Source organism: Pseudomonas sp. 13B_3.2_Bac1, assembly GCF_025466205.1.
GTDB classification, from domain to species: Bacteria; Pseudomonadota; Gammaproteobacteria; order Pseudomonadales; family Pseudomonadaceae; genus Aquipseudomonas; species Aquipseudomonas fluorescens_H.
On the sequence record NZ_JANLOG010000143.1, the window covers coordinates 20,131 to 33,294 of the forward strand.

The following is a 13,164-nucleotide window of genomic DNA, read 5'->3' on the forward strand; positions in this document are numbered from 1 at the left end:
TTTGAGGCATGCGCAGATTCAACCGGGGCTTCACCCTGATCGAAATCATGATCGTGATTGCGATCATCGGGATCATCATCACCATCGCCGCACCGAGCTACACCGAATACCTGAAAAAGGGCCGCCGCGCCGAAGTGGTGTCGCTGCTCTCGGAACAGGCGCAGATCCTCGAGCGCTTCTACACCAAGAACAATGTTTATACCGGCATCACCGGTCTGAGCACGGGCAATGATTTCTACACCATCACCCCGACCATCGCTGATCAGACCTTCCTGCTGACGGCCACCCGCAAGGCCGGCACGACCATGGCCACCGACAAGTGCGGGGATTTCACCCTGACCAACACCGGCGTCAGAAGTATGAACAACGCAACCACCGGGCTGACCACCAAGGATTGCTGGGGCCGCTGAGGTACCTTCTCAAGGGCGCCTTTTTGCGCCCACTGTCTTTTTTACGGTTGGATCAAACATGACCAGGCAACAGCAAGTGGTGATTGTCGGTGGCGGGGTGATTGGCCTGCTCACCGCCTACAACCTCGCCTCAGAAGTGCGCAGCGTGGTGCTGCTGGATCGTTCGAATGTCGGCCAGGAATCGTCCTGGGCCGGGGGCGGTATCGTTTCGCCGCTGTACCCGTGGCGCTATAGCCCGGCAGTCACCGCGCTGGCGCATTGGTCGCAGGATTTTTATCCACAGCTGGGCGAGCGGCTGTTTGCCGATACCGGGGTTGATCCCGAAGTGCACACCACCGGCCTGTACTGGCTGGATCTGGATGATGAAGCCGAGGCACTGGCCTGGGCCGAGCGCGAAAACCGTCCGCTGCGGGCTGTGGATATTTCGGCGGCGCACGATGCGGTGCCGGTGCTGGGTGGCGGATTCTCCCGGGCGATCTACATGGCCGATGTGGCCAATGTGCGTAACCCGCGCCTGGTCAAATCGTTGAAAGCCGCTTTGCTGGCGCTGCCGAACGTGACCATCCACGAGCAATGCGAAGTCAGCGGGTTTGTTCGCGAAGGCGGGCGAGTGGTAGGCGTTGAGACGTCCAAAGGCCTGATCCGCGGTGAGCAGATCGTGCTGACGGCCGGGGCATGGAGCGGTGATCTGCTCAAGACATTGGATCTGACGCTGCCGGTCGAGCCGGTCAAGGGCCAGATGATTCTCTACAAGTGTGCAGCGGATTTCCTGCCGAGCATGGTGCTGGCCAAGGGGCGTTATGCGATTCCGCGTCGCGACGGGCACATTCTGATCGGCAGTACGCTGGAGCACGAAGGCTACGACAAGACGCCGACCGATGTCGCGCTGGAGAGCCTCAAGGCTTCGGCGGTCGAGCTGCTGCCGGCGCTGGCGGATGCCGAAGTGGTGGGGCACTGGGCCGGTTTGCGTCCGGGCTCGCCTGAGGGGATTCCGTATATTGGCCGGGTGCCGGGGTTTGAGGGGTTGTGGCTGAACTGCGGGCATTACCGCAACGGGCTGGTGCTGGCGCCGGCGTCATGTCAGTTGTTTGCCGATGTGATGCTGGGGCGTGCGCCGATTATTGATCCGGCGCCGTATGCGCCTGAAGGTCGCATTTAGTCAGATTTTTCTCTGCTGGCTGGCAGACCGCTTTCGCGGGCAAGCCCGCTCCCACATTGGATCTGCGGTGAACACAAATTGTGTGAACAACCGAGATCTATTGTGGGAGCGGGCTTGCTCGCGAAGGGGCCCTCAATCCAGACCGAGTTTCTTCAGCCTGTAGCGCATCGAGCGAAACGACAGACTCAACCGCTGCGCCGCCGCCGTACGATTCCAGCGCGTTTCCTCCAGCGCCTGCAGGATCAGCTTGCGCTCGACGTTCTCCAGATAATCCTCAAGGTTATCGATCTGCGTCAGGTCGGCAATACCGCCCTCGACCGTGCAATTACCTTCGCTGAGACGCAGATCTGCGGCCTCGATCAACTGGTTTTCACACAGCGTGTGCGCCCGTTCAAGGACGTTTTCCAGCTCCCGCACATTCCCCGGAAAGCGGTAACTCTTCAGCGCCTCAAGCGCCTGCGGGTGCAAACGAGCCGCCGCGCGGCCGCTGCCTGCCGCCAGACGCTGGAGCATGTGCGCCGCCAGCACTTCGATGTCATCGCGCCGTTCGCGCAGGGATGGCACGCGCAGTTCGATCACATTCAAGCGGTAATACAGGTCCTGGCGAAAACGCCCGGCGGCGACCTCGGCGTCGAGATCCTTGTGGGTGGCGCAAAGAATGCGCACATCGACCACCGTTTCCTGCTGGCCGCCGACGCTGCGCACGGCTTTCTCCTGAATCGCCCGCAGCAATTTCACCTGCATCGACAGCGGCAGGTCCGCCACTTCGTCGAGAAACAGGGTGCCGCCGTGTGCGGCCTGGAACAGCCCAGGTTTGTCCTCCACTGCGCCGGTGAAGCTGCCTTTGCGATGGCCGAAAAATTCGCTTTCCATCAATTCGGACGGAATCGCCCCGCAGTTGACCGGCACAAACGGCTTGCTGGCGCGTGGCCCCTGTTCGTGGATCAGCCGCGCGACCAGTTCTTTGCCGCTGCCCGATTCTCCACTGATGTAGACCGGTGCCTGACTGCGCGCCAGTTTGTCGATCTGTTTGCGCAGATTGCGCATCGGTGGTGAGTCACCGAGCAGGCGCCGGTCGATCGAGGTCACGCTGCCTCCGGCTGCCGGCATGCGCAACGCAGTGCTGACCAGTTCGCGCAGGCGCGTCAGATCAACCGGCTTGGTCAGGAAGTCGAAGGCCCCGGCTTTCAAGGCGTTGATCGCTGTTTCCAGACTGCCGTACGCGGTGATCATCGCCACCGGCAGTTGTGGATAACGTTGCTGGATGTGTTGCACCAGGTCCAGCCCCGTGCCGTCGGGCAGGCGCATGTCGGTCAGGCACAGGTCGAAGGTGTTGTTGTGCAACAGCGCCTGGGCTTCGCCGAGGTTGCGTGCACTTAGAGTGTCGAGTTTCATCCGACCCAGGGTGATTTCCAGGAGTTCGCGGATATCCGGCTCGTCATCGACGATAAGGATTTTTTGCCGTGGGCTCGTGTTCAACTTTGTTTCCGTCCGTGAGCAAAGGTGATGCGAAAGCAGCCGCCGCCTTGGCGTGGTTTGAAGTCTAGGCGCGCCTGGTTGCTTTCGCACAGCTCACGGGACAGATAAAGCCCAAGGCCGGTGCCCTGGCTACTGGTGGTGAAGAACGGCTCGAACAGATCGGCCTGCTGATCGGGTGGTACACCGGGGCCGTTGTCCTGCACTTCGAGCACCGCCAACTGGCTGTCGGGGTCGATGAACAGTGCCAGCCAGACCTCGGCCTGCTCGTGCAGCAGGGCACTGTGCCGCCAGCCGTTGCGTAACAGATTGTCGAGAATTTGCGTGAGCTGGTCGGGGTCCATCAATGTGATGAAGTCCCCGGAGTTGATCCGCAAATGAATCGACTGGCGCTCAGTCGCCTGTTCGCGGCTCTCGCAGACGAAGCGTTCCAGCCACGGTTTCAGATCCAGGCGTTGCGGAGCGCTCTGCTGGCGGCGCGACAGTTGCAGGACGTTTTCGATGACTCGGTTCATGCGCTGGGAGTGGTCTTGGATGATCTGCGTCAGACGCCGATCCGCGCCATCGAGTTCCTCGGACTCACCCAATAGCTGCGCGGCGTGACTGATGGCGCCCAGCGGGTTACGGATTTCATGGGCGATGCCGGCGGTCAGGCGCCCGAGCGCGGCGAGCTTGAGTTGCTGGGCTTGCTGGGCGACTTGTGCAAGGTCTTCGAGAAACACCAGGGTTTGCTGGTTCGGACTCTGTGCGAGGGCGATGAAGTTCGGTTGCAGTTCCAGGCCGTTGCCGGGAATCTTCAGGCTCTGCGGGCGCAGGGTCGGGTTGCTCAGCCACAGTTGCAGACGCTCGACCAGTGCCGGCGAGTAGTCATCGATCAAATGCCCCTCAAGGTGCGACTGCGCCAGCAGGCTTTTCGCGCTGTGATTGGCCAGTTGCACCCGGCGCTGGTCATCGAGCACCAGGATGCCGGTGCGCATGCGCTGCAGAATCAGGGCGTTGAGGGCTTCGAGGCCGACCACTTCGCTGGCGCGCTGTTCGGCGAGGTTTTCGCTGACTTCCAGGCGCCTGACCAGACCCTGTACCAGCAGCGATGCGGCAAAACACAGGGCACCGAGGGTTCCGGCTTGCAGGTAATTGTTGGCGCTCAGGGGGTGGTTGAAACTCAGCAGGAAACTTGAACCAATGATACCGAGAGCGCTGATGGCGGCTATCAGCAAGCCGATGCGTCGGCGCAGCAGGGTGTTGGCGATCGCCACCGAGACAATCAGCAAGTTGCCGATGGCGCTGGCCACGCCGCCCGCCGCGTAGAACAGGCCGCACAGCAAGAGCACATCGACCAGCGCCAGGGTGAACAACTGCGCCGGGCGGCGGGTGTTCTCCAGGAACACCACCAGCAGAATGTTCAGCACCAGATACAACCAGCTGCCGCTGCGCAGCAGTTCGTCGTCGGCCGACGCCAGCAGGCGGTTGTCCATGTTGCTGGAGATCAGCAGCACCAGGGTGATGCCGACGCTTAAACGGTAGAGATGATAGAGGCGCAGCAGGCGCTGCGCCTGTTTACTGTCGGCGTTGGCGGCCTCAGCGATCACTGGTGCCTGGGCCTTGCTCAAGGTGAGCCTGGCTGCAATACCACTGTTGCTGAAGGTTCAGCGCGCGATCGCGCGGCAGGTGCACGCCGCAGTGAGCGCAACGCACCATCGGCGCGGCGTCTTGCTCGCGGGGCGATTGGGCAGACGCGGAGGGCGCCTTGAATTTTCGCCACAGCCATACCGCAGCGAAAATCAGGACAATCCAGAACAGTAAACGAAGCATGATGGGCGGCTTTTCGGCTAATGATTCGGCAGTTTAGCCAAGGAGTCGCCAGGCGCACAGACTATTAACGCCCGGCAATGAAAAAGGGAGATCCGCAGATCTCCCTTTTTTGTGTACCCGGTGTGATCAGTCGAAGATGCCGAAAGTCATGTAGCTGAACCACGAGCGGTCGTCGTTGTTGCCGGCGGCTTCGTGAGTTTCTTCGATCACTTCGCCGTTTTCGTCTTTTGGCTTGAGCTCGTTCGGGATTGCGTCTTTTGCATCCTGGAACTGCTTCTGCACGTCCTGGTTGGCGCGGGTTTCTCCCGGCGGCAGCGGCGGACGCGACTCGATCAGGCCCAAAGTCGCCTTGCTCAGGAACGAACGGTTGTCGGCTTCGGCGACCGATGGCACGAACTGACCGTCCTTCAGGCTCGGGTGGTTCGGGTAGTTGAGCTTCAGGGTTTCCAGACTGGTGGCGGCCAGCTCGTCCAGGTGCAGACGCTGGTAAGCCTCGGTCATCACCGCCAAGCCGTCGCCGACCGATGGGGTTTCCTGGAAGTTTTCCACTACATAGCGGCCACGGTTGGCGGCGGCGACGTAGGCCTGACGGGTCAGGTAGTAGTCGGCTACGTGGATTTCGTAGGCCGCCAGCAGGTTGCGCAGATAGATCATGCGCTGCTTGGCGTCCGGCGCGTAGCGGCTGTTCGGGTAGCGGCTGGTCAGCTGCGCGAACTCGTTGTACGAGTCGCGGGCAGCGCCCGGGTCACGCTTGGTCATGTCCAACGGCAGGAAGCGCGCCAGCAGGCCGACGTCCTGGTCGAAAGAGGTCAGACCTTTCAAGTAGTACGCGTAATCCACGTTCGGATGCTGCGGATGCAAACGAATGAAACGCTCGGCAGCGGACTTTGCAGCTTCCGGCTCGGCGTTCTTGTAGTTGGCGTAGATGAGCTCCAGTTGCGCCTGATCGGCGTAGCGACCGAACGGATAACGCGACTCCAGGGCCTTCAGCTTGGCTGTGGCGCTGGTGTAGCTGTTGTTGTCCAGGTCAGTCTGAGCCTGCTGATACAGCTCGGCTTCGCTGAGGTTTTCGTCTACGACTTCCTTCGATGAGCAAGCAGCGGTCAATGCGAGGATGGCGATCAGCAGCAGGTGTTTCACTTGCATGGCGGCTTGCGTCCCTATGACGGCCGCTGTCTTGGGCGGGGCCGTCCTGTTATGATGAGCGCCCCGTTGAAAAGCCTCGGGGCAAAAGACGCCGTATTTAACCACAAGCGCGCAGCCGAAACCAAAGGCTGTGCCGACGCCCAGTCAGAGCATGTCCGATAAAATTGAACTTCGCGCAGAGGTGCCGTCCGATTTGGGCGGCCAACGCCTCGATCAAGTCGCCGCCCAACTCTTCGCTGAGCACTCACGCTCGCGCCTTTCCGCCTGGATCAAAGAAGGTCGCCTGACTGTGGACGGGGCGGTCATCCGCCCGCGCGACATCGTTCATGGCGGTGCCATCCTTGAGCTGACTGCCGAGCAGGAAGCCCAGGGCGAGTGGATCGCCCAGGACATCGAACTCGACATCGTCTATGAAGACGACGACATCCTGGTGATCAACAAGCCTGCGGGCCTGGTGGTGCACCCGGCTGCCGGTCACGCCGATGGCACCTTGCTCAACGCCTTGCTGCACCATGTGCCGGACATCATCAATGTCCCGCGCGCCGGTATCGTGCATCGCCTGGACAAGGACACCACCGGTCTGATGGTGGTGGCCAAGACCATTCAGGCGCAGACCAAGCTCGTTGCCCAGCTGCAAAGCCGCAGCGTCAGCCGGATCTACGAGTGCATCGTGATCGGTGTCGTGACCGCCGGGGGCAAGATCAACGCCCCGATCGGCCGTCACGGCCAGCAGCGCCAACGCATGGCAGTGATGGAAGGCGGCAAGCCGGCCGTCAGTCACTACCGCGTGCTGGAGCGTTTCCGTTCGCACACGCACGTGCGGGTCAAACTGGAAACCGGCCGGACTCACCAGATCCGTGTGCACATGTCGCACATCAACTTCCCGTTGGTCGGCGACCCGGCGTACGGCGGGCGTTTCCGTATTCCGCCTGCCGCGAACCCGACCATGGTCGAATCGCTCAAGCACTTCCCGCGTCAGGCATTGCACGCGCGCTTCCTTGAACTGGATCATCCGACCAGCGGTGAGCGCATGAGCTGGGAATCGCCGCTGCCGGAAGATTTCGTCTGGCTGCTGACCCTGCTCAAGCAGGATCGCGAGGCATTCGTCGGATGAACTGGCTGACGCCGGACTGGCCTGCGCCGGCCAGCGTCAGGGCCTGTGTCACCACCCGCGAGGGGGGTGTCAGCGAGGCACCGTTCGACAGCCTCAATCTGGGCGATCACGTCGACGATCGCCCGGAAGCAGTAGCCGAGAATCGTCGGCGTCTGACCGAACACTTCTCGATCAAGCCTGCCTGGTTGCAGCAAGTGCACGGAATTGACGTGGCTCATGCTGATCCGGGCGTGGTTGCCACCGCCGACGCCAGTTGGACGGCAACTCCCGGGGTTGCCTGCACGGCGATGACCGCGGATTGCCTGCCGGCATTGTTCTGCAACCGTGCCGGCACTCGCGTCGCGGCGGCCCATGCCGGCTGGCGCGGGTTGGCGGCGGGCGTACTTGAAGCCACCCTCGATCATCTCGACACCGCTGCGGCGGACGTGCTGGTCTGGCTCGGCCCGGCCATCGGGCCGAAAGCCTTCGAAGTCGGGCCGGAAGTACACGAAGTCTTCGTCAATCAATTGCCCGGAGCGGCAGCCGCCTTCGTGCCCAGCCACAATGCTGGCAAGTTCATGGCTGACATTTATCTGCTGGCGCGCCTGCGTCTGGCTGAACGCGGTGTCACCGCGGTTTATGGCGGCGGTTTCTGCACCGTGACCGACCCGCGCTTCTTTTCTTACCGCCGTGCGTCGCGCACAGGTCGGTTCGCCTCCTTAATCTGGCTCACCCGCTAGACTGACTGATCTGCATCAACTGTCCGCCGCTTGAATCTCCCAGAATCGACCACATCTACAGTGGTATCTGGCAGGTTTCTTTATTCAGGATGGTTTTTAGGTCCGGCCTGCTCAAAAGGAAGGTGACCCCATGCGTATAGACCGTTTAACCAGCAAACTTCAGTTGGCGTTGTCCGACGCCCAATCCCTGGCTGTCGGCCACGATCATCCGGCCATCGAGCCGGCGCACTTGATGCAAGCCATGCTTGAACAACAGGGTGGTTCGATCAAACCCCTGTTGATGCAAGTCGGCTTCGACGTCAACAGCTTGCGCAAAGAGCTGACCAAAGAGCTCGACCAATTACCGAAAATCCAGAACCCGACCGGCGACGTGAACATGTCGCAGGACTTGGCGCGCCTGCTCAATCAGGCGGATCGTCTGGCCCAGCAGAAGGGCGACCAGTTCATTTCCAGCGAACTGGTGCTGCTCGCCGCGATGGACGAGAACAGCAAGCTCGGCAAATTGCTGCTTGGCCAGGGCGTGAGCAAGAAAGCCCTGGAAAACGCGATCAACAACCTGCGCGGCGGTGAGGCGGTGAATGACGCCAACCACGAAGAGTCGCGTCAGGCGCTGGATAAATACACCGTCGACCTGACCAAGCGTGCCGAAGAAGGCAAGCTCGATCCGGTGATCGGCCGTGATGACGAAATTCGCCGCACCATTCAGGTTCTGCAGCGTCGCACCAAGAACAACCCGGTGCTGATCGGTGAACCTGGCGTGGGTAAAACCGCGATTGCCGAAGGTCTGGCCCAGCGCATCATCAACGGCGAAGTGCCGGACGGCCTCAAGGGCAAACGTCTGCTGTCGCTGGACATGGGCGCGCTGATTGCCGGTGCCAAGTATCGCGGTGAGTTCGAAGAGCGCCTGAAAGCGTTGCTCAATGAGCTGTCGAAGCAGGAAGGGCAGATCATTCTGTTCATCGACGAATTGCACACCATGGTCGGCGCCGGTAAGGGCGAAGGCTCGATGGATGCCGGCAACATGCTCAAACCGGCACTGGCGCGCGGTGAGCTGCACTGCGTCGGCGCAACCACGCTCAACGAGTACCGCCAATATATAGAGAAGGATGCGGCGCTTGAGCGGCGTTTCCAGAAAGTGCTGGTGGACGAGCCGAGCGAAGAAGACACCATCGCCATCCTGCGTGGCCTCAAGGAGCGTTATGAGGTTCACCATAAAGTGGCGATCACCGACGGCGCGATTATCGCCGCGGCCAAGCTCAGCCATCGCTACATCACGGATCGGCAGTTGCCGGACAAGGCCATCGACTTGATCGACGAGGCCGCCAGCCGTATCCGCATGGAGATCGACTCCAAGCCGGAAGTGCTGGATCGTCTGGAGCGTCGCCTGATTCAGCTCAAGGTTGAATCTCAGGCACTGAAGAAAGAAAGCGATGAAGCGGCGATGAAACGCCTGGAAAAACTCCAGGAGGAAATCGTCCGCCTCGAGCGTGAGTACTCGGATCTGGAAGAAATCTGGAACTCGGAAAAAGCCGAGGTACAGGGTTCGGCGCAGATTCAGCAAAAGATCGAGCAGTCGCGTCAGGAGCTGGAAGCGGCGCGCCGTAAAGGCGACCTCAATCGCATGGCCGAATTGCAGTACGGGGTGATCCCGGATCTGGAGCGCAGCCTGCAAATGGTCGACCAGCACGGCAAGAGCGAAAACCAGTTGCTGCGCAGCAAGGTGACCGAAGAGGAAATCGCCGAAGTCGTTTCGAAGTGGACCGGTATTCCGGTGTCGAAAATGCTCGAAGGCGAGCGCGACAAGCTGATGAAGATGGAAAGCCTGTTGCACCAGCGTGTGATCGGTCAGGACGAAGCGGTGGTTGCGGTCTCCAACGCGGTACGCCGTTCGCGTGCCGGGCTGGCGGATCCGAATCGTCCAAGCGGCTCGTTCATGTTCCTCGGCCCGACCGGTGTCGGTAAAACCGAGCTGTGCAAGGCGCTGGCCGAATTCCTCTTTGATACTGAAGAGGCGATGGTGCGGATCGACATGTCCGAGTTCATGGAGAAACATTCCGTGGCACGGCTGATCGGCGCACCACCAGGCTATGTTGGCTATGAGGAGGGTGGTTACCTGACCGAAGCGGTGCGTCGCAAGCCTTACTCGGTGATCCTGTTGGATGAGGTCGAGAAGGCGCACCCGGATGTGTTCAACATCCTGCTGCAAGTGCTGGAGGACGGCCGTCTGACCGACAGTCACGGACGCACGGTGGATTTCCGCAATACCGTGATCGTCATGACGTCGAACCTCGGTTCGTCGCAGATCCAGGAACTGGTCGGTGACCGTGAGGCCCAGCGTGCAGCGGTGATGGACGCGCTGACGTCGCACTTCCGTCCCGAGTTCATCAACCGGGTCGACGAAGTGGTGATCTTCGAGCCATTGGCGCGGGATCAGATCGCGGGCATTACCGAGATCCAATTGGGCCGTCTGCGCAGTCGTCTGGCCGAGCGCGAGCTGAAGCTGGAACTGAGTCCGGAAGCGATGGACAAGTTGATTGCCGTGGGTTACGACCCTGTGTATGGCGCACGTCCGCTCAAACGTGCGATCCAGCGCTGGATCGAAAACCCGTTGGCGCAGTTGATCCTGTCAGGGCATTTCCTGCCGGGCGATACGGCGACCGGCAAGGTCGTGAACGACGAAATCGTTTTCGACTGAGCGGCAAAGCCAATGAAATAAGGAAGGCCTCGCTTTGCGAGGCCTTTTTTTCGTTAGGCTGTTGAACTCTAAGGAAAAGGCTTGTAAAGTGCGCCCCGCAGTCAGTCACCGGCAGCGTTTCAATCCACTGGGTTGAAAACTGAAATAAGTTGCAAATCATTAACTTGAAAGCGATTTAGGGGGTTGACAGAGGTGTTCTAGGTTGTAGAATAGCGCGCCTCAGACACACGAACGCAGCGATGCGAAAACGATGTCGAGAAGCTTCAAGTTTCACTGTTGTAAATTGAAATATGTAGTTCCGTGATAGCTCAGTCGGTAGAGCAAATGACTGTTAATCATTGGGTCCCAGGTTCGAGTCCTGGTCACGGAGCCAATTTCAAGCCGGGGTATAGCGCAGTCCGGTAGCGCGCCTGCTTTGGGAGCAGGATGTCAGGAGTTCGAATCCCCTTACCCCGACCATTTTTGGGTCGTTAGCTCAGTTGGTAGAGCAGTTGGCTTTTAACCAATTGGTCGTAGGTTCGAATCCCACACGACCCACCATTTTTGAAACCAGTTAGCGCTGGGATCGAATCTTAAGATCAGAGGCCAAAAGCGCTGATCGAAGAAGGCGATCTTTGAAAGGTCGCCTTTTTTTTACCGGGGTATAGCGCAGTCCGGTAGCGCGCCTGCTTTGGGAGCAGGATGTCAGGAGTTCGAATCCCCTTACCCCGACCATATTGAAAATCCTCGTATCGAAAGATACGGGGATTTTTTTTGTCCTCGCAAAAGACAATTCCCTTCAAGTCATCGTACAACTTGCCGATAGCCCGCTAACGAGAGGGGACTGCCGCTGTTCGCCCCTTCAATCTGGCCAATACAAGAATAAGGGCGTCCCTCATGTTGCTTCGTCAATTGAATATTGCTCCACGTGCCGCACTGGGTTTTGCCCTGATCGCGGTACTGGTGGCGTTGCTTGGCGTATTTGCCTTGGGGCAGATGTCGAGCATCCGTGACAGTGAGGTCGCGGTAGAGAGCCAGTGGCTGCCGAGCATTCGCGGCGGCGACGAGATTCGTGAGTTGATGCTGCGGATCCGCACGATTTCCCTGCGCATGGCACTTGATCAGGATCCGAAGAACATTGCGACTTACCGCAGCCAGATGGACACCCGCGACAAAGAGCTGAGCGAGAAGATCGCCGCCTACGACAAACTGGTCACCACGCCGGAAGGCCAGCAGCTCTATGACCAGTTCAAAAAAACCTTTGCCGCGTATCGCACCGGTATCGCGCAATCCTTCACCCTGGCCGATCAAGGCCAGCGTGACGCACTGACCAAACTGCTGCTGATTGATATGAAAACCGTGGTCGACGGCTCCGGCAAGCAACTCAATGACCTGGCGGATCTGTTCGCCAGACAGGTGGCCGCTGAAAGCCAGAAATCCGCTGACCACTATCAGACCTCGCGCACCATCGTCAGTCTGTTCATCGCGCTGGCGGCGCTGGCCACGGTGGCCCTGGCCATGTTGCTCACCCGCAGCATCGTCCGTCCGCTGAGCAGCGCTGTCAGCGCTGCCGAAAGCGTGGCCCGGGGCGATCTGACCCGACCGATCGAAACCCACGGCAACGATGAGGTCAGTCGTTTGCTCAAGGCGCTGGCGACCATGCAGCAGAACCTGCGGGAAACGCTGCAAGGCATCAGCGGTTCGGCCACGCAACTGGCGACCGCTGCCGATGAACTCAACGCCGTGACGCTCGATAGCACACAAGGTCTGCAACAGCAGAACAACGAAATCGAACAGGCCGCCACGGCGGTCAATGAAATGACCACGGCCGTTGAAGAGGTCGCTCGCAATGCCGTGTCGACGTCCGATGCCACCCGTCAATCCAGTGAATCGGCGCAACTGGGACAGGCGCGGGTCAGCGACACCGCATCGGCCATCAATGCGCTGGCCAGCGACGTGCAGCACACCGGCGAGTTGGTGCAATCGCTGGCCAACCAGTCACAGGACATCGGCAAAGTGCTGGATGTGATCCGTGCCATTGCCGAGCAGACCAACCTGCTTGCGCTCAACGCCGCCATCGAGGCGGCCCGCGCAGGGGAGAGCGGACGAGGTTTTGCGGTGGTCGCCGATGAAGTGCGGGCGCTGGCCTATCGCACCCAGCAATCGACGCAGGAGATCGAGCAGATGGTGCAGGGCATGCGCAGTGGTTCAAGCCTGGCGCTGGATTCGATGCAGGCCAGCGCTGCACGGGCCACGACCACGCTGGCGTTGGCCGAGCGCGCCGGGGAGGCGCTGGAAACCATCACCGCGTCAGTGCATGAGATTCATGAGCGCAATCTGGTGATCGCCAGTGCCGCCGAAGAGCAGGCGCAAGTTGCGCGGGAAGTGGATCGTAACCTGGTGAACATTCGCGACCTGTCGGTCCGTTCGGCAGCGGGCGCCGATCAGACCAGCGCGTCGAGTCACGAACTGTCGCAACTGGCCAACGCGCTCCAAGGCATGGTGCGGCGCTTCCAGCTCTGATGAACTAGGAGTGAGCTGGATTTGTGAGCTGCGCAAAACAATGTGGGAGCGGGCTTGCTCGCGAAAGCGGTGTATCAGTCGACAGGAATGTTGAATGACACGACCTCTTCGCGAGCAAGCCCGCTCCCACC

At 60.3% G+C, this 13,164-nt stretch carries 10 protein-coding genes, 4 tRNA genes and 1 pseudogene; 11 read left to right on the forward strand and 4 right to left on the reverse strand.

The window, feature by feature from the left end:
- The first annotated feature begins 8 nt into the window (after nt 1–8).
- Both NTD85_RS23035 and thiO read left to right on the forward strand, forming a co-directional pair.
- A complete protein-coding gene (locus NTD85_RS23035; protein ID WP_041065326.1) occupies nt 9–410 on the forward strand; it encodes a type IV pilin protein in 402 nt (133 codons plus the stop codon).
- A gap of 58 nt (nt 411–468) precedes the next feature.
- Nucleotides 469–1,569 carry a glycine oxidase ThiO gene (thiO, locus tag NTD85_RS23040; RefSeq protein WP_262143294.1) on the forward strand — a complete coding sequence of 367 codons (1,101 nt, stop codon included), beginning with the start codon at nt 469–471 and terminating at the stop codon, nt 1,567–1,569.
- 132 nt (nt 1,570–1,701) lie between these two features.
- On the opposite strand, the gene NTD85_RS23045 is transcribed toward thiO, so the two are convergent.
- The 4 genes from NTD85_RS23045 to NTD85_RS23060 all read right to left on the reverse strand — a co-directional run bounded on the left by NTD85_RS23045 (nt 1,702) and on the right by NTD85_RS23060 (nt 6,003).
- Nucleotides 1,702–3,048 carry a sigma-54-dependent transcriptional regulator gene (locus NTD85_RS23045; RefSeq protein WP_226501106.1) on the reverse strand — a complete coding sequence of 449 codons (1,347 nt, stop codon included), beginning with the start codon at nt 3,046–3,048 and terminating at the stop codon, nt 1,702–1,704.
- Entirely contained in the window at nt 3,045–4,634 is a 1,590-nt protein-coding gene (locus NTD85_RS23050) for a sensor histidine kinase (protein ID WP_262143305.1), read from the reverse strand. The genes NTD85_RS23045 and NTD85_RS23050 overlap by 4 nt, the downstream gene beginning before the upstream one ends.
- Nucleotides 4,624–4,857: a PP0621 family protein gene (locus NTD85_RS23055; RefSeq protein WP_045122641.1), complete on the reverse strand. Its 234-nt coding sequence runs from the start codon at nt 4,855–4,857 to the stop codon at nt 4,624–4,626. The genes NTD85_RS23050 and NTD85_RS23055 overlap by 11 nt, the downstream gene beginning before the upstream one ends.
- Nucleotides 4,858–4,983: 126 nt before the next feature.
- Complete coding sequence (locus NTD85_RS23060; protein ID WP_003228317.1) at nt 4,984–6,003, reverse strand: outer membrane protein assembly factor BamD; 1,020 nt, start codon at nt 6,001–6,003, stop codon at nt 4,984–4,986.
- 151 nt (nt 6,004–6,154) lie between these two features.
- On the opposite strand from NTD85_RS23060, the gene rluD reads away from it, so the two are divergent.
- The 9 genes and pseudogenes from rluD (at nt 6,155) to NTD85_RS27835 (ending at nt 13,033) form a co-directional block, all read left to right on the forward strand.
- The gene (gene rluD / locus NTD85_RS23065) at nt 6,155–7,117 is read left to right on the forward strand and encodes a 23S rRNA pseudouridine(1911/1915/1917) synthase RluD (RefSeq protein WP_003228314.1); all 963 of its coding nucleotides are present in this window, start codon (nt 6,155–6,157) and stop codon (nt 7,115–7,117) included.
- Nucleotides 7,114–7,836 carry a peptidoglycan editing factor PgeF gene (pgeF, locus tag NTD85_RS23070; RefSeq protein WP_262143295.1) on the forward strand — a complete coding sequence of 241 codons (723 nt, stop codon included), beginning with the start codon at nt 7,114–7,116 and terminating at the stop codon, nt 7,834–7,836. Before rluD ends, pgeF begins: the two co-directional genes overlap by 4 nt.
- A 130-nt stretch (nt 7,837–7,966) precedes the next feature.
- Entirely contained in the window at nt 7,967–10,531 is a 2,565-nt protein-coding gene (gene clpB / locus NTD85_RS23075; RefSeq protein ID WP_201136558.1) for an ATP-dependent chaperone ClpB, read from the forward strand.
- A 297-nt stretch (nt 10,532–10,828) separates the two neighbouring features.
- A tRNA-Asn gene (locus NTD85_RS23080) sits at nt 10,829–10,904 on the forward strand.
- 9 nt (nt 10,905–10,913) lie between these two features.
- Nucleotides 10,914–10,990, forward strand: a tRNA-Pro gene (locus tag NTD85_RS23085).
- A gap of 5 nt (nt 10,991–10,995) precedes the next feature.
- Nucleotides 10,996–11,071: transfer RNA gene (locus tag NTD85_RS23090), tRNA-Lys, on the forward strand.
- 97 nt (nt 11,072–11,168) lie between these two features.
- Nucleotides 11,169–11,245: transfer RNA gene (locus tag NTD85_RS23095), tRNA-Pro, on the forward strand.
- A gap of 162 nt (nt 11,246–11,407) precedes the next feature.
- A pseudogene (locus tag NTD85_RS27830) lies at nt 11,408–12,178 on the forward strand (MCP four helix bundle domain-containing protein); the annotation flags it as partial.
- Nucleotides 12,170–13,033, forward strand: a complete 864-nt coding sequence (locus NTD85_RS27835) for a methyl-accepting chemotaxis protein (protein WP_410017547.1) — start codon at nt 12,170–12,172, stop codon at nt 13,031–13,033. The pseudogene NTD85_RS27830 and the gene NTD85_RS27835, both read left to right, overlap by 9 nt.
- Nucleotides 13,034–13,164 lie beyond the last annotated feature (131 nt).

Coding starts and splice junctions, on each gene's coding strand:
- NTD85_RS23035 (WP_041065326.1), top strand. CDS start 9: ATGCGCAGATTCAACCGGGGCTTCACCCTGATCGAAATCATGATCGTG.
- thiO (WP_262143294.1), top strand. CDS start 469: ATGACCAGGCAACAGCAAGTGGTGATTGTCGGTGGCGGGGTGATTGGC.
- NTD85_RS23055 (WP_045122641.1), bottom strand. CDS start 4,857: ATGCTTCGTTTACTGTTCTGGATTGTCCTGATTTTCGCTGCGGTATGG.
- NTD85_RS23060 (WP_003228317.1), bottom strand. CDS start 6,003: ATGCAAGTGAAACACCTGCTGCTGATCGCCATCCTCGCATTGACCGCT.
- rluD (WP_003228314.1), top strand. CDS start 6,155: ATGTCCGATAAAATTGAACTTCGCGCAGAGGTGCCGTCCGATTTGGGC.
- pgeF (WP_262143295.1), top strand. CDS start 7,114: ATGAACTGGCTGACGCCGGACTGGCCTGCGCCGGCCAGCGTCAGGGCC.
- clpB (WP_201136558.1), top strand. CDS start 7,967: ATGCGTATAGACCGTTTAACCAGCAAACTTCAGTTGGCGTTGTCCGAC.
- NTD85_RS27835 (WP_410017547.1), top strand. CDS start 12,170: ATGCAGCAGAACCTGCGGGAAACGCTGCAAGGCATCAGCGGTTCGGCC.